Origin of the sequence: Pantoea nemavictus (assembly GCF_037479095.1) — a bacterium.
GTDB classification, from domain to species: domain Bacteria; phylum Pseudomonadota; class Gammaproteobacteria; order Enterobacterales; family Enterobacteriaceae; genus Pantoea; species Pantoea nemavictus.
In genome coordinates, this window is record NZ_JBBGZW010000001.1 from 1,288,679 (window position 1) to 1,303,343 (window position 14,665).

Annotated in this window: 13 protein-coding genes; 5 read left to right on the forward strand and 8 right to left on the reverse strand. The window is 56.9% G+C overall.

From position 1 onward, the window contains the following. Positions 1 to 72 precede the first annotated feature (72 nt). From mutY to mltC, 3 genes are read left to right on the forward strand one after another with little or no spacing between them, the layout of a single operon-like run. Positions 73 to 1,158, forward strand: coding sequence for an A/G-specific adenine glycosylase (mutY, locus tag WH298_RS05830; RefSeq protein ID WP_180822425.1), 1,086 nt, complete (start codon positions 73 to 75; stop codon positions 1,156 to 1,158). Continuing rightward, positions 1,158 to 1,430, forward strand: coding sequence for an oxidative damage protection protein (locus WH298_RS05835; RefSeq protein WP_007890330.1), 273 nt, complete (start codon positions 1,158 to 1,160; stop codon positions 1,428 to 1,430). Before mutY ends, WH298_RS05835 begins: the two co-directional genes overlap by 1 nt. Positions 1,431 to 1,484: 54 nt before the next feature. Continuing rightward, positions 1,485 to 2,564: a membrane-bound lytic murein transglycosylase MltC gene (gene mltC / locus WH298_RS05840; protein WP_007890331.1), complete on the forward strand. Its 1,080-nt coding sequence runs from the start codon at positions 1,485 to 1,487 to the stop codon at positions 2,562 to 2,564. A 134-nt stretch (positions 2,565 to 2,698) separates the two neighbouring features. Here the strand turns inward: mltC and WH298_RS05845 are convergent, their stop codons facing one another. Further along, positions 2,699 to 4,849, reverse strand: coding sequence for an ornithine decarboxylase (locus tag WH298_RS05845; RefSeq protein WP_007890332.1), 2,151 nt, complete (start codon positions 4,847 to 4,849; stop codon positions 2,699 to 2,701). 397 nt (positions 4,850 to 5,246) lie between these two features. On the opposite strand from WH298_RS05845, the gene acuI reads away from it, so the two are divergent. Next, the gene (acuI, locus tag WH298_RS05850) at positions 5,247 to 6,230 is read left to right on the forward strand and encodes an acrylyl-CoA reductase (NADPH) (RefSeq protein WP_180822426.1); all 984 of its coding nucleotides are present in this window, start codon (positions 5,247 to 5,249) and stop codon (positions 6,228 to 6,230) included. 72 nt (positions 6,231 to 6,302) lie between these two features. On the opposite strand, the gene WH298_RS05855 is transcribed toward acuI, so the two are convergent. The 5 genes from WH298_RS05855 to WH298_RS05875 form a co-directional block, all read right to left on the reverse strand. Beyond that, positions 6,303 to 7,082 (reverse strand): heme ABC transporter ATP-binding protein, encoded by a 780-nt coding sequence (locus WH298_RS05855; protein ID WP_049850699.1) that lies wholly within the window; start codon positions 7,080 to 7,082, stop codon positions 6,303 to 6,305. Beyond that, complete coding sequence (locus WH298_RS05860) at positions 7,079 to 8,077, reverse strand: FecCD family ABC transporter permease (RefSeq protein WP_180822427.1); 999 nt, start codon at positions 8,075 to 8,077, stop codon at positions 7,079 to 7,081. The genes WH298_RS05855 and WH298_RS05860 overlap by 4 nt, the downstream gene beginning before the upstream one ends. Before the next feature lie 96 nt (positions 8,078 to 8,173). Then, positions 8,174 to 9,016, reverse strand: coding sequence for a heme/hemin ABC transporter substrate-binding protein (locus WH298_RS05865; RefSeq protein WP_180822428.1), 843 nt, complete (start codon positions 9,014 to 9,016; stop codon positions 8,174 to 8,176). Further along, a complete protein-coding gene (locus WH298_RS05870) occupies positions 9,013 to 10,044 on the reverse strand; it encodes a hemin-degrading factor (protein ID WP_180822429.1) in 1,032 nt (343 codons plus the stop codon). The genes WH298_RS05865 and WH298_RS05870 overlap by 4 nt, the downstream gene beginning before the upstream one ends. 49 nt (positions 10,045 to 10,093) lie before the next feature. After that, positions 10,094 to 12,427: a TonB-dependent receptor domain-containing protein gene (locus WH298_RS05875; RefSeq protein ID WP_180822430.1), complete on the reverse strand. Its 2,334-nt coding sequence runs from the start codon at positions 12,425 to 12,427 to the stop codon at positions 10,094 to 10,096. Positions 12,428 to 12,657: 230 nt separating this feature from the next. Between WH298_RS05875 and WH298_RS05880 the strand changes: the two genes are divergently transcribed. Then, the gene (locus WH298_RS05880) at positions 12,658 to 12,945 is read left to right on the forward strand and encodes an Rdx family protein (protein WP_007890340.1); all 288 of its coding nucleotides are present in this window, start codon (positions 12,658 to 12,660) and stop codon (positions 12,943 to 12,945) included. A gap of 69 nt (positions 12,946 to 13,014) precedes the next feature. Here WH298_RS05880 and WH298_RS05885 read toward each other — a convergent pair whose 3' ends face one another. Together WH298_RS05885 and WH298_RS05890 are read right to left on the reverse strand one after the other, a co-directional pair. Next, positions 13,015 to 13,554, reverse strand: coding sequence for a PadR family transcriptional regulator (locus WH298_RS05885; RefSeq protein ID WP_152929106.1), 540 nt, complete (start codon positions 13,552 to 13,554; stop codon positions 13,015 to 13,017). Between the two features lie 90 nt (positions 13,555 to 13,644). Further along, the gene (locus WH298_RS05890; protein ID WP_180822431.1) at positions 13,645 to 14,427 is read right to left on the reverse strand and encodes a siderophore-interacting protein; all 783 of its coding nucleotides are present in this window, start codon (positions 14,425 to 14,427) and stop codon (positions 13,645 to 13,647) included. Positions 14,428 to 14,665: the final 238 nt, after the last annotated feature.

The following is a 14,665-nucleotide window of genomic DNA, read 5'->3' on the forward strand; positions in this document are numbered from 1 at the left end:
GGTTTACACCCTGATGTCTCTGTGCTGGAATTCCTGCCTGATTGTAGAGTAAACACGGAAAATTTCCTTCTTATGATGCAAGCGCCGATGTTCGCGCAACAAGTGCTGGATTGGTATCAGCGCTTCGGTCGCAAAACCCTGCCGTGGCAGCAGGAGAAGACGCCATACAAAGTGTGGCTCTCTGAAGTGATGCTGCAGCAAACGCAAGTTGCTACCGTCATTCCCTATTTTGAACGCTTTATGGCGCGCTTCCCCACGGTGGCCGATCTGGCCGCCGCGCCGCTGGATGAAGTGCTGCATCTGTGGACCGGCCTCGGTTATTACGCGCGTGCGCGCAATCTGCATAAAGCGGCTAAGCAGGTGGTTGAGCAACACGGCGGCGAATTCCCGCGTAACTTTGATGATGTGGCAGCATTGCCAGGGATTGGTCGATCGACGGCGGGCGCGGTGCTATCGCTGTCGCTGGGTCTGCATTTCCCGATTCTGGATGGCAACGTTAAACGCGTGCTGGCGCGCTGCTACGCGGTCGGCGGCTGGCCGGGCAAAAAAGACGTTGAGAAACGTTTGTGGCAGATCAGCGAAGAGGTCACGCCAGCCGCAGGCGTTAGCCAGTTTAATCAGGCGATGATGGACCTTGGCGCGTTAGTATGTACTCGCTCACGTCCTAAGTGTGAAATCTGCCCACTTAACAACGGCTGCGTCGCTTATGCCAACAGCAGTTGGGCTGACTATCCCGGCAAGAAACCGAAGCAGACTTTGCCGGAACGTAGCGGCTGGATGCTGATGATGCAGGATGGCGATGATGTGTGGTTAGAGCAGCGTCCGCCAGTAGGTTTATGGGGCGGACTGTTCTGCTTCCCACAGTTTACTAGTGAGCAAGCGCTGACTGACTGGCTAAGCGAACGGGGCATTCACGCCCAACCGCAGCAGCTCACGGCGTTTCGTCATACCTTTAGCCATTTCCATTTAGACATTGTGCCTATGTGGCTAGCGTGGCCTTCCTCCGGGTCGCTGATGGATGAAGCGGGCGGTCTCTGGTATAACTTAGCGCAACCACCGTCAGTGGGTTTGGCGGCGCCGGTTGAGCGCTTATTGCATGAATTGCGCCATCCCCAGCAACTGTCACTGCATAAGCATGTGACCGAAGAGGAAGAGTAATGAGCCGCACCATTTTTTGTACTTATCTGCAACGCGATGCTGAAGGCCAGGACTTTCAGCTCTACCCTGGCGAACTGGGTAAGCGCATCTTCAATGAGATCTCCAAAGAAGCCTGGCAACAGTGGATGTCCAAGCAGACCATGCTGATCAATGAGAAGAAATTGAGCATGATGAACCCGGAAGATCGCAAAGTGCTGGAAAAGGAGATGATTAATTTCCTGTTTGAAGGCAAAGATGTGCACATTGAAGGTTACACCCCGCCAGAAAAATAACCGTTCAGGGCTTCCCTTTGAGGCCCTCTTTTTCGAGTCAGGCACGTATTTACAATGAACAAAAAACTGATAGCCCTGCTGGTGATAGCACCCCTTTTGGTTTCCTGCTCCGGACAAAAAAAATCGCCGTTTCATGAAGAGTGGGTCAAGGACACCAACGGATTTGATATTTTGATGGGCCAGTTCGCCCATAACATTGAAAATATTTGGGGAATCAATGAGGTTCTGATCGCTGGACCGAAAGATTACGTCAAATATAGCGACGGATATTACACCCGCAGTCACATCAACTTTGACAGCGGTAGCATCACTATTGAGACCATTTCCGGCACCGACCCGATGGCCAGCCTGCGCCAGGCGATCATCACTACGCTGTTGATTGGCGAAGATCCGGGCAATGTCGATCTCTACTCTGATGCCAACGATATTCAGATCAGTAAAGAGCCGCTGCTTTACGGCCAGGTGCTGGACAATACCGGTCAGCCGATTCGCTGGCAGGGCCGCGCCGGCAGCTTTGCTGATTATCTGATTCAGAACAAACTGCAGAAACGCACCTCCGGATTGCACGTCATCTGGTCGGTGACCATTCCGATGGTGCCGAACCACCTCGATAAGCGTGCCCACAAATATCTGCCGATGGTGCGTAAAGCCGCTGAGCAATATAACGTGGATGCGTCACTGATTCTGGCGATTATGCAGATTGAATCGAGCTTCAACCCCTATGCGGTGAGCCATGCCGATGCGCTGGGACTGATGCAGGTAGTGCAGCATACCGCCGGTGTTGATGTGTTCCGTATGAAGGGCAAAGGCGGCAAGCCGAGCCGTAGCTATCTGCTTGATCCTGAGAATAATATTGATGCGGGCACCGCGTATTTGTCGCTGCTGCAGAGAAGCTATTTGGGTGGCATTCAGGATCCGGTTTCGCGGCGTTATGCGGTGATTACGGCCTATAACGGCGGTGCTGGCAGCGTACTGCGCGTGTTCTCCAGCGATAAAGATCGTGCGTTCTCGTCGATTAACGGTATGTCGCCAGCGGAGGTGTATCAGACGCTGACCACCAACCACCCTTCGGCAGAATCGCGTCGTTATTTGTATAAGGTGAGCCAGGCGCAGCGCAGCTATCGTCGGTTCTAGGACGGTGCGGCTTGGCCCTCATCCCAACCTTCTCCCGCTCGCGGGAGAAGGAGCCGATCCAGCACATGCTTAACAATGCTCACTACCTAAACATTCCCTCTCCCGCGTGCGGGAGAGGGTTAGGGTGAGGGAAATCAGCTCACCATCATATTCGCCACCAGATGCTTACGCCCGCTCTCATCTTCCTCGGTGTAAACCCCTTGCAGCTCAGGCGAGAAGCCCGGCAGAAGATTGATGCCCTCTTCCAGCGCGAGGAAATAGCGCTGCACTGCGCCGCCCCACACTTCGCCCGGCACCACACACAATACGCCCGGCGGATACGGCAACGCGCCCTCGGCCGCGATGCGCCCTTCGGCTTTGGCAATCGCCACCAGCTCCACTTCACCACGAATATAGGCCTGATGCGCATCCTGCGGATTGACGTGCACCGGTGGGAAGCAGGCAGCGCGGAACATCGCTTTCTGCAAATCCTTCACCTCGAAGCTGACATACAAATCGTGCATTTCCTGGCACAAACGACGCAGCGTGTAGCCTTTATAGCGCTCGATATTCTTGCGATAAACGCTTGGCAGCACTTCCGCCAACAGCGCATCCTCTTTCACGTGCTGCTCAAACTGTTCCAGCATCGCCACCAGATGCGCCATTTTCTCCGGCGTTTCCGCTGGCGTCAGCAGGAACAGAATCGAATTAAGATCGCACTTCTCCGGCACGATGCCGTTTTCGCGTAGATAGTTGGCGAGAATGGTCGCCGGAATACCGAAGCGGGTGTATTCACCGCTGGCAGCATCAATGCCCGGCGTAGTCAGCAGCAGCTTGCAGGGATCGACCAGATACTGTTGCTGGGCATAACCTTCAAAGCCGTGCCATTTCGCCCCGGGTTCAAGGCTAAAGTAGGCTGGATCGGCGGCAATGGCTTCCGTTTCGGCCGATTGCCACAGCTTACCGTGCACTTTTTCCGGCAGGAACGGTTGGATCATTTCACAGCGTTCCAGAATCGCTTTGCGCGCATCGATACCGATGGTGACGCAGTCGTGCCACATGCTACGTCCGGCCTCACCTTTGTGCATACGCGCGTTAATATCCAGCGCGGCAAACAGCGGATAGAACGGGCTGGTCGAGGCGTGCAGCATAAAGGCGTTGTTCAGGCGTTTATGCGGACAGAAACGCTTTTGCCCACGGATGTGATTGTCTTTCTTATGAATTTGCGAGGTCTGCGAGAAACCGGCCAGCTGTTTGTGCACCGACTGCGTAACAAAAATACCGGGATCGTTCTCGTTCAGCTCCAGCGTCAGCGGCGAGCAGCCAGCCATCAGCGGGATAAACTGCTCATAACCCACCCACGCCGAATCAAACAGGATGTAATCACACAGATGACCGATGCGATCGACCACCTGACGCGCGTTATATACCGTGCCGTCGTAGGTGCCGAGCTGAATGATCGCCAGGCGGAAAGGACGCTGATCCTTCGCGCGGTGTGGCGCGACTTTCTCAATCTGCTCACGCAGATAGGCATCGTCAAAGCAGTGCGCATCAATGCCGCCGATAAAGCCAAACGGATTACGCGCCGCTTCCAGATACACCGGCGTCGCGCCCGCCTGAATCAGCGCACCGTGGTGATTGGATTTATGGTTATTGCGGTCAAACAGCACCAGATCGCCGCGCGTGAGCAGCGCATTGGTCACCACTTTATTGGCGCTGGAGGTGCCATTAAGCACGAAGTAGGTTTTGTCGGCGTTAAACACTTTGGCGGCAAACTTCTGTGCATCTTTGGCTGAACCTTCATGGATCAGCAGATCGCCAAGCTTAACGTCGGCGTTGCACATATCGGAACGGAAGACGTTCTCGCCGTAGAACTCATAGAACTGACGTCCTGCCGGATGTTTACGGAAGAACGCGCCGCCCTGATGTCCCGGACAGGCAAACGTGCTGTTCTGCATATCGACATAGCGCGTTAGCGTGTCGAAGAACGGCGGCAGTAACTCGGATTCGTACGCCTGCGCAGCGTCCTCCAACGCGGCCCACTCTTCAGGCGCGCCATTGATTTCCCCGCTCACGCCCGGCAACTTCAGCACCTCTTCATCGAACGCATGAGCGACAAACACCGGCAGATTGAAGCCGGTTTGGCGCAACAGTGTCAAAACGCCGCTACGGGTGTCCGATAGGGAGATAACCACCGCTGCCACATCGGTAAAATCAGTATTGTCCAGCGTCACCACGTCGCGCGCGGTGTTCAGGCTGAGGTTTGGCGCTACAGCAACGCTGGCAGCAATTTTCAATGGGTTCATAACACAAATCCCTGAGAGAGGATGAGTGGGTGCCGATGGCACAGCAATGAGGAGGTTTCCTCGGCGAAAGTCATAAGGGAGTTGATCACTGACTGGGGCGCAATCATGTCATCTTTTTTTTGCAGGAACAACCGTGCCCTCACCCTAACCCTCTCCCGCAAGCGGGCGAGGGAACCGATCCAGCAGATTTCGAATTTGGTACTCAATATTTAGCCACCGCACGGACGGCCCCCTCGCCCGTTTACGGGAGAGGGAACCGATCCAGCAGATTTCGAATTTGGTACTCAATATTTAGCTACCGCACGGACGGCCCCCTCGCCCGTTTACGGGAGAGGGCTGGGGTGAGGGAAAAAAAGGAGTACTATTACCCTACTTTCCTCAACCAGCCGGAGGCTGCATGTTCAAGGCATTGGTCATTGAAAATGATGAACAGGGCTATCGCACCACCCTGCAAGATCTGTCAGAAAAACAACTGCCCAATCAGGATGTCACCCTCGAAGTAAGCTACTCCACACTCAACTACAAAGACGCCCTCGCCATCTGCAACAAAGGCCCGATTGTGCGCCAATTCCCGATGGTGCCGGGCATCGATTTTGTCGGTCGTGTCATCAATAGCCGTCATGCCGAATGGCAGCAGGACGATGTCGCACTGCTCACCGGCTGGGGCGTAGGTGAAAAACATTGGGGCGGACTGGCGCAGAAAGCCAGCGTCTCGGGCGACTGGCTGGTGAAAGTGCCCTCTGCGCTGAGTCCGCTGCAAACCATGGCGATTGGCACTGCAGGCTTTACCGCCATGCTGTGCGTGCTGGCGCTGGAAAAACAGGGCATCACGCCACAGCACGGTCCGGTGTTAGTTACCGGCGCGAGCGGCGGCGTGGGCAGCTTTGCCGTCAGCCTGCTGGCACGCCTCGGCTTCGAAGTGGTGGCCTCCAGCGGGCGCGCCAGCGACAGCGACTACCTGCGCAACACGCTTGGCGCCGCGTCGATTATCGATCGCGCAGAGCTGAGCGATCCCGGCAAACCGCTGGCCAAAGAGCGTTGGGCCGCAGCGATTGATAGCGTCGGCAGCCACACGCTGGCCAATGTATTAGCGGGCATCAAGCGCGATGGCGTGGTAGCGGCCTGCGGCATGGCGCAAGGGTTGGATCTGCCAACCAGCGTCGCGCCGTTCATTCTGCGCGGCGTGGTGCTGGCCGGTGTGGATAGCGTGATGTGCGCGAAACCGCTGCGTCAACAGGCATGGCAACGTCTGGCGGAGCTGGTGGATGGCGAGCTGCTGCAGCAGTTAACCAAAGTGATTCCGCTGGCGGAAGCGCGTGAAGGTGCCGAGCAGCTACTGGCGGGGAAAGTGCGTGGACGCTTGATCGTCGATTGCCGCTAATCGCACCATCACGTAGCGGCGCAATTTATTGCGCATCTTTTACAGAGCGCGATAAATCGCGCCGCTACGGTGTCAGGCGCGCAGTTGAATCTGCGGCCTGCCCTTTTCATCCTTTATCACCACGTCCAGCTCCGCCTGATACCAGCGCGTTAGCGTGCGCTCGGTCATCACCTCCTGCGGTGCACCTTCCGCCACCAGCTTGCCCTGATGCAGCAGCAACACACGATCCGACCACAGCGACGCGAGATTCAGATCGTGCAGCACGGTGCAGACGCTGAAGCGCCCGTTGCGCGTTAAGCGGTGCAGTAAACGCAAACTGTGCTGCTGCCAGAACAGATCGAGTGCCGACGTCGGTTCGTCGAGAAACAGCCAGCCGCGCGGCCCATCGTCGTGCCACAGCTGCGCCAGCACGCGCGCCAGCTGCACGCGCTGCTGCTCCCCGCCGGAGAGCGAGCGATAATCGCGCCTGGCCAGTTCAAGGCTGCCGGTGATGTGCATCACCTCTTCGATAACCGCTTTTGATTGACTGCTCGGCCAGGGCGCACGTCCCATTGCCACCACCTCGGCGGCCGGTAACGGAAAGGTGACGCTGTTTTGCTGACGCATCACCGCGCGGCGCTGCGCCAGCGGCTCACGCGGCCAGTCGTTTAAGGGGCGATCGCCGAGCCAGCATTCGCCGGCTTGCGGCGTAAGAAAGCCGGTTAGCAGACGCAGCAGGGTAGATTTTCCGGCGCCGTTCGGACCAATCAGCGCGACCATTTCACCCGGCTGTAAGCTAAGCGAAACGTCATCGATTAACGCGCGCGAGCCGTGGCTAAAACGCAGGCCGCGCGCCTGCAGGCAATCACTCATTCATCCCCCTTGGGCTCACGCAGAATCAGCCAGAGAAACCACGGGCCGCCGAGCAGGCTGGTTAACAAACCCACTGGCATCTCCGCCGGCACCACCACCGTGCGCGCCAGCGTATCCGCCAGCAGCAGCAAAATTGCGCCCGCCAGCGCCGAGCCCGGCAGCATCCAGCGATGATCGCTGCCGAGGCAGAAACGCATCAGATGCGGTACCACTAAGCCGACAAAGCCAATAATGCCGCTCACCGCCACGGCGGTGCCAACCAACAAGGCGCTCAGCACCAGCAGCTGACGCTGGGTACGCTTTACATCGATGCCCATGTAATGTGCGTCTTCCTCGCCGAGCTGCAGCAAGTTAAGGCGACGCGCGCGCAGCTGAATGGCGATCAGCGCGGGCAGAATCAGCAGCGCGCACACGGTCAGGCTTGGCCATTGCGCCGCACTCAAACTGCCCATGCCCCACAGCGCCAGCTGACGCAGCTGTTGATCGTTACTCAGCCAAGACAGCACGCCGACCGCCGCGCCGCACAAGGCATTAATCGCAATGCCAACCAGCAGCAAGCGTGACAAATTGCCCAGCGCCAGGCGGCTAAAGCTGAAGATCAGCAAGGTGACGACCAGGCTGCCGCCAAAGGCAGCGAGGGTCGGCAACCATAACGCCAGCAGCGGCGGTAAGCTCAGCGGAATCACAATCGAAATCGCCACCGCCAATCCGGCACCGCTGCTAATACCGAGCAAACCGGGATCGGCCAGCGGGTTACGAAACAATCCCTGCATCACCGCGCCGGAGACCGCCAACGCCATGCCGAGCAGCACCGCCAGCAGCACGCGCGGCAGGCGGATGTTGATCCAGATTTGCCACGCCATATCGCTCAGCGAGGCGCGCCACAAGGTGCGCATCGAAAGCGGCATCGCACCGAAGTTGGCGGCCATCAGCATGCATATCACCATGCTGATGCCCATTACACACAGCCAGCGCAGCACGGATGCATTCGTCATGTTTTTTCCCCTAAATAATTCAAGATGCAGGAAGGCAGCAAGTGTTCGAATCCCCAGGAGCTTACAAAAGTAAGTGACTGGGGTGAGAACACGCAGCTAACGCGCCTGCGGCTTGAAGTATGACGGGGAAGCTGCTTCAGCGGCACGACGCAACTTGACGATAGTGCCTGGCGTATCGAGGCCAAAGCTCAACAGCGCCATCTCATCCACCACCAGCAAGGCGCGATGCTGACCGGCTGGCGTCAGCGCCAATCCTGGCAACGACCACACTTTATCTTCGCCACCCAGCGTGCGCAGGCCATCTTCGCCCACCACAATCAACTCCGGCGCCGCCGCGACCACGCCTTCCTGCGACAGCTGCTGATAGTGCGGCACCGCCGCCATGGCGTTGATCAGCCCGGCGCTGCGAATGGCACCGTCCGCGCCGGTTTGCGCGCCAGCCGCCTGGGTGCGCATGCCGCCATGCGCCATGATGAACAGCACTTTAATCGGCAACGGTTTTTGTGGGATCTGCGCGCGCTGCTTGTTCACTTTTTCGATCAGCGCGTTGGCGGCCTCTTCACGATGCAGCGCCTTGCCGATAGTGGCGATTTTTTCCGCGATAGCATCGAGGCTGTTTTTGCCGGTGACATCCACCACCTTCACGCCAGCTTGTGCCACCTGCTGCAGCACCAGCGACGGTTTGGCCAGCTCGCTGCTCAGCACCAGCGTCGGCTTCAGCGCCAGAATCCCTTCGGCGTTCAGCTGCCGCATATAACCCACATCCGGCAGTTTGTTGGCCTGCGCCGGATGCTGGCTGGTGCTGTCGCGCGCCACCAAATCCTGCTGCGCATCCAGCGCATAAATGATTTGCGTGACGTCGCCGCCAATGGAAATGACGCGCTCCGCCGCGAAGGTTGGCAGCGCCAGCGCGCTGAGCAGCAACAAAAGTTGTCTCATGCTGATGCTCCTGCCGCTGTCAGTGAGGTCACCTGCTCGCGCCAGCGTGCCTGCTCCGGCGTGCCTTCGCTGCGCTGGCCGTACAGCTGGGCGATCTGCGTGCCGTCGGCGGCAAACAGCTCGAGGCTGGTGACGAAGCCGTCACCGCTCGGTTTGCGCGTCACCCAGCTTTCACTGATGCGATCCGCCATCAAATGCAGCGTGAAGGTGGGATTGAAGATGTTGATCCAGTTATCCATCGGCATCAGCTTCTGCACCGCGCCGGTGAAGATCTGCGTGCAGCCGCGGTTACCGATGAAAATCATGATTTCATTGCCATCCTGCTGCGCCAGATTCAGCAGCTGCGCCAGTGAATCATTACTCACCTGACGTGCCAGATCGTCTGCCACCGCGCGAAACGCCTGCGGGCGCGCAAGGTTATGGCGCTTGAGCAGACCAAAGAACTGATGCACATCCGTCATCGCGCGCCATTCCGCTTCCACTTTGCTGGCGTCAATTGCACTGCTGTATTGCGGCGGGCTGGCAGGCTGTGGATCTAATGCCGCTGCACTCTCCACCACAAACTCGGCAAGCAGCGCATCCCAGGCGGCGATATCGGTGTTGTCGGTGGCGTAAATTTTCAGTACTGCATCAGCGTGACGATCAAAAATCTGGATGCTTTGGCGTTCGCCGTGCGCGGTCTGCTCACGCAGAAAGAACGCGCTGTGCCACTGATTGGGAAACAGGCGCTGATCGAGCGCGCGCGGATTAAGAATCAGCCCGGCATGCTCGCCGAGGTGCAGGTTTTCATATTTGCCGACCTGCTCGTGTACCGCATACTCATTGCGCGTGATGCTTTTGGTTTCGCCGACGGCGGCCAGTGCTGCCAGCAGCGCGGGGAAATCGGCTTTTAACGCCCTGGCATCCTGGCCAACGCGCGCTTCGCACAGCTGTGCTTCGCCAATGCCCATCAGCGCGGCGAGATCGCGCGCGTACTTTTTCGGATGTTCGCCTTTCAGTGCCAGATAGTGATCGTAACGTGGGTTCATTGCGCTTGCTCCATGAAAAGGCCCTGCGCTGCCGCAGGGCGAAAAGAGGTTAGAAATCGACGTTAACACCTAACTGAAAGGTGCGGCCTGGCATCACCGCCAGATTAATGTCGTTGCGTTCCTGGTCATTGCTGCTGGTCAGCGTGCGGCTGCTGGTGTAATCCCAGTATTTGCGGTCGGTAATGTTGTAGATGCCGCCGCTCAGCTTGACGTTTTTCGTCGCCTGCCAGTAAGCCGTCGCATCAACCATGCCATAACCCGGAACACGCATATATTCCGTGGTGGAATCGGTGATCGGCGTGCCAGCATTGGCATAGCTTTCGCGGTTGGTGGCCGTCGCCTGCTTACCTTTCACGAAGGTGGCGGTCAGCGCTGCGCCGTAGCCGCGCGCTTTGTCATCCCACGCCAGGCCGACAATCGCCTTCAGCGGTGCGACGCTATCGAGATCGATGTATTTGTCACCGGAGTAGCTGGACTTGGATTTCCCTTCGTTATAACCCAGCGCGAAGGTGCTGCTCAGGCCATCCACCTGCGAGAACCAGGTGCCGTAATTCACTTTGGTGGAGATCTCAGCACCATAAATGTAGGCCTTATCGCGGTTTTCAGCCTGATAGCTGGTGTAGATGTTGCTCGGTACGTTGACGAACATCTCCGGATTGGTGGCACGACGATAGCGGGTATAAGCGATAAAGTTTTTATACTGGTTGTAGAACACCGACGTGTTAACCGTTACGCCTTCGGTGGCCTGACCTTTCAGGCCCCACTCGAAGTTGTTGCTGGTTTCGGTTTTCAGATCGGTATTACCAATCAGCGCATACTGCGCGCTACCGGCATAGCTCGAACCCAGGTTCCATGAACCGTACAGCTGGCTGGTGGTAGGGAACTGCACGCCGCGTTTGTATTGCAGATAGGTGGTCAGCGCGGGCGTCAAATCGTACTGGAAGGTCAGCGATGGCAGCACCTGAGTATCAGAGTTGGTTTTGCCGTACAGCGCATCAACCTGCTCTTCGGTCAACACCGCGCTGCCATTGGTAAGATCGCCCAGATCCTTCGGTTTAGTGCTTTGATACATCACGCGTACGCCGGGAATGATCGCGAAGTTGTGGCTATCAAGATCGAAGTTGATCTTATCCTGCAGATAACCGGCCACGGCAAACGTGCGGCTGTCTGACTGCGGCTGGGTAATGGCGCTGAAGGTGCTCGGCGTCGGCGCCTGACGGAACGGGCGCTCGCTGTTATCCAGACGCGTGTTAATCCCGGCACTCAGCTCATGGCGCCCCAGCGTTTTGGTGCCGCGCGTATCGAAACCGTAGGTATCAACGTTGAAATCAGAATAAACAAAGCCGTACTGGCTGGCGCTGGTCGGCAGCCAGGTATTGTCATGCGCCTGGGTTTGCTGCCAGTACAGGCGCGTGGTCAGCGTGTCGATGAAATCGTTGTACGGCGTCCACTCATCCGCCAGATTGATGCCCCAGCGGCGCGTATCACTTTGCTGCTGCGCGGTGCCCCACACGGTGTTGCCGCTGGTGTCCCAGGTATCGTAGTGGCTGTGATTGGTTTTGTGATAGTAATCGAAGGTGGCACTCAGCTTGTGCTGATCGTTCGGCTGCCAGATGCCCGACGTCATAAAGGCATCGGAGTGCCAGTTGGCCGGATAAGCCTCTTTGACGCCGCTGTTGTTCTCGGTTTCCTGACCATCACGACGGCTGTAAACAAACAGGCCGCGCAGCTCATCATCGCCTACGGCAGCGGTGATACCGTTGTGCCAGCTTCGGTTCGATGAGTCGTAACCGCTCTGATAGCCAAAGTAGGTATTTTTATCGCTGCTGAGGTAATCATCGGCGGTTTTGTTGTGGAACGAGACGTTGCCGCCGATCGACGTATTCGGCTGATCCACCGCAGTAGCGCCCTTCTCAATGTCGACGCTGCCGAACATATAAGGGTCGATGTAATCGCGGCCGATACCAAAGGTATTATTGCCGGTGCGGCTGACGTAAGGACGTCCGGTGGCATCCGGAATCGGAATGCCGTCGATATCCATGCCGACGCGGTTACTCTCCAGGCCACGAATGTTGTAACCGGTGTAACCCGCGCGGTCGAAGCCACTTTTACCGGCAGATGAACCACCGCTGGAGCCGGTCGCGCTGATCAGCGGTTCATACCGCATGATCGAACCGAAATCATTGGCGCCACGTTTTTGCAGCTCTTGCGCGGTGATGGTGGTTTTATTGCCGGCCTGCTGCTTCGGCGCGGTGACGGTGAGTACCGGCTCATTGCTGGCGTTATCGCTGGCGGCAAAGCTGCAAGCGGCATGAATAGCCGAAGATAAGATGGCAACTTTGAAAAGACGCTGCTGGTTTAATCCCTGAAAGAGTGAAGACATGCGCGAAATACCTGGTTAATTGTTAGTATTCGCTCACTTGCTTGCTACCAGAAAGTACGGACTTTGAAGCAAAGACCGTAAAAAGTTGCGGACTTATTTTATGTAATAAATGATTGCGACAGAAATGTAATGCAAGTGGTAATCATTATCAATAGCATTTACATTAAGATGTATCTTAGAGCGCACAATTTGTTAACTTGTTTATTATCAATAATTAAGCAGAGACACCTATGACTCAGAAACCTGCCATCACCATTCACTACTGTACTCAATGCAACTGGCTGCTACGTTCTGCGTGGATGGCGCAGGAGTTACTGCATACCTTTGCCGAGGATTTGAGTGCGGTAACGCTTAAGCCAGGCACCGGCGGCGTGTTTGAGATTCAGATTGATGGGCTGGTGATTTGGGAGCGTAAGCAGGAAGGCGGATTCCCGGATGCGGCCGCGTTGAAGCAGCGCGTGCGCGATGTTTGCTGGCCGGATCGCGCATTGGGGCATGTGGACAAGAAGAAGAGCTGATCTGCTCTCCGTACGGTTATCGGAACGGTCGCCATAAATGGCGACCCTACGGGTGGAACTGGCAACCACCTAACTCCTGGCGATTTTCTCCGCCGCTTCGTGCAGCGCGTTAATCACCATCTCCAGCGCCTCTGGCGAAATATCTTCCTGCGCCAGACGATGATTCAAGGTGTGCTTGATCAAATGAATCGCCTGCTCAACCTGCGGAATGCTGCGGTTATTCACCAGAATCGCCAGCGAAGTTAAGCGCTCGATAATCGCCTCCACATTGTCACGATTATCCGCCAGCAGCGCCGCGCCGCTGTCATTCAGCGCATAGGCTTTACGTGATGCCTGCGCATCCACCACGCGAATCGCATCCATCTCTTCAAGCAGCGTCAGGTTGGGATAAATAATGCCGGGACTGGGGGAGTATTCCCCCTTGGAGAGCTCTTCGACTGATTTGATCAGCTCATAGCCGTGCGCAGAGCTGTTCGCCAGAAAGTGCAGCATTAACAGGCGGATATCGCTGGCATCCAGCATTCGCTCCCGGCGCTTTTTACGTGCGCCTGCACAGATGGCACGCGGTGCGTGGTCGGACTGCCATGGAAAATCCCGCTGCTGTTTCATTGCCTTCCTGAGCGTCAATTTGGGGAGGTTGATAGTAGTCTGCCACCTGGCAAAATTCAACACAGGCGGCAGCGCGCGGGGAAGTGTCGGTTATTTCTGATGCCAGTAGGCCACAGCGCGCACGTAATCGGTGTGTGCACCGCGTCCCTGGGTAAAGTAATCGCTGAGCTGTTTCACCGCTTCGCCCTCACCCGTCAGCCAGATGAAGTAATCATCGGCGGGCAAGGCAATGTTATCCAGCTGCGCGGTGATGGCGGCAAGGTTAGCGGCCTGCATGGTGCCGCTGCCGAGCCAGGTCACCTGCACATTGGGTAAATCCCCCAGATAATCGCGCCCTGTCGCTTCATCCGCATACGCCAGCAGATGAATCTGCTGTGCCTGCATCTCAGCATAACGGCGCTTAAAGGCCGGCAGACCGGTCTCGTCGCAGACGTAAATCTGACAGGCATAATCAGCGGGTACGATAAGCGAACCGCGCGGGCCGCCCATGGCAATTTGGTCGCCCGGCTTAGCGTCATTGGCCCAGCTACTGGCCACGCCGCCATCGTGCAGGTAGAAATCGATGGTCAGTGAATCAACGCCGTTGAACTCCAGCGGCGTGTAATCACGCGCGGCAGGACGTACGCCGCCCGGCCAGACAATGCCGTCATCCGTCATTTGTGGCAGTGCCAGCGCGCTGCCGGCGCTGTCCGGGAAGAACACTTTGATGTGATCGTCAAACGACGGCGAATTGAAGCCTGCCAGATCGCTGCCGTTGAAAACAATGCGCCAGAATTCACCGGCAATCAGCGTTTTGCTCACCACGGTGATGTGACGGAAACGCAGTTCATTTCGTACGCGACGCGGTATGCGTGCGGTAGGGGTAGTTTGCAAGCGTTGTCTCCCTAAAAGATAGTGAAAGTCATTCTCATCTGATGGGCAAAGATTAGCTATGATATATCTTCGATGCAATGCCGAAAAATGCTATTGGGAGAATCATAAGGTCAGATTAGCGCGATAAATCGCGCCGCTACGGTGAAGTGCGGTCGGGGATGTGGAGCTAATTAAAGGCAGGAATGGTAGCGGCGCAATTTATTGCGCAATGCAGAAATGAGGATTAATGCCGAGACCG

Excerpts from the sequence above, each read along its gene's own strand:
- mutY (WP_180822425.1), top strand. The coding sequence starts at position 73 with ATGATGCAAGCGCCGATGTTCGCGCAACAAGTGCTGGATTGGTATCAG.
- WH298_RS05835 (WP_007890330.1), top strand. The coding sequence starts at position 1,158 with ATGAGCCGCACCATTTTTTGTACTTATCTGCAACGCGATGCTGAAGGC.
- mltC (WP_007890331.1), top strand. The coding sequence starts at position 1,485 with ATGAACAAAAAACTGATAGCCCTGCTGGTGATAGCACCCCTTTTGGTT.
- WH298_RS05845 (WP_007890332.1), bottom strand. The coding sequence starts at position 4,849 with ATGAACCCATTGAAAATTGCTGCCAGCGTTGCTGTAGCGCCAAACCTC.
- acuI (WP_180822426.1), top strand. The coding sequence starts at position 5,247 with ATGTTCAAGGCATTGGTCATTGAAAATGATGAACAGGGCTATCGCACC.
- WH298_RS05855 (WP_049850699.1), bottom strand. The coding sequence starts at position 7,082 with ATGAGTGATTGCCTGCAGGCGCGCGGCCTGCGTTTTAGCCACGGCTCG.
- WH298_RS05860 (WP_180822427.1), bottom strand. The coding sequence starts at position 8,077 with ATGACGAATGCATCCGTGCTGCGCTGGCTGTGTGTAATGGGCATCAGC.
- WH298_RS05865 (WP_180822428.1), bottom strand. The coding sequence starts at position 9,016 with ATGAGACAACTTTTGTTGCTGCTCAGCGCGCTGGCGCTGCCAACCTTC.
- WH298_RS05870 (WP_180822429.1), bottom strand. The coding sequence starts at position 10,044 with ATGAACCCACGTTACGATCACTATCTGGCACTGAAAGGCGAACATCCG.
- WH298_RS05875 (WP_180822430.1), bottom strand. The coding sequence starts at position 12,427 with ATGTCTTCACTCTTTCAGGGATTAAACCAGCAGCGTCTTTTCAAAGTT.
- WH298_RS05880 (WP_007890340.1), top strand. The coding sequence starts at position 12,658 with ATGACTCAGAAACCTGCCATCACCATTCACTACTGTACTCAATGCAAC.
- WH298_RS05885 (WP_152929106.1), bottom strand. The coding sequence starts at position 13,554 with ATGAAACAGCAGCGGGATTTTCCATGGCAGTCCGACCACGCACCGCGT.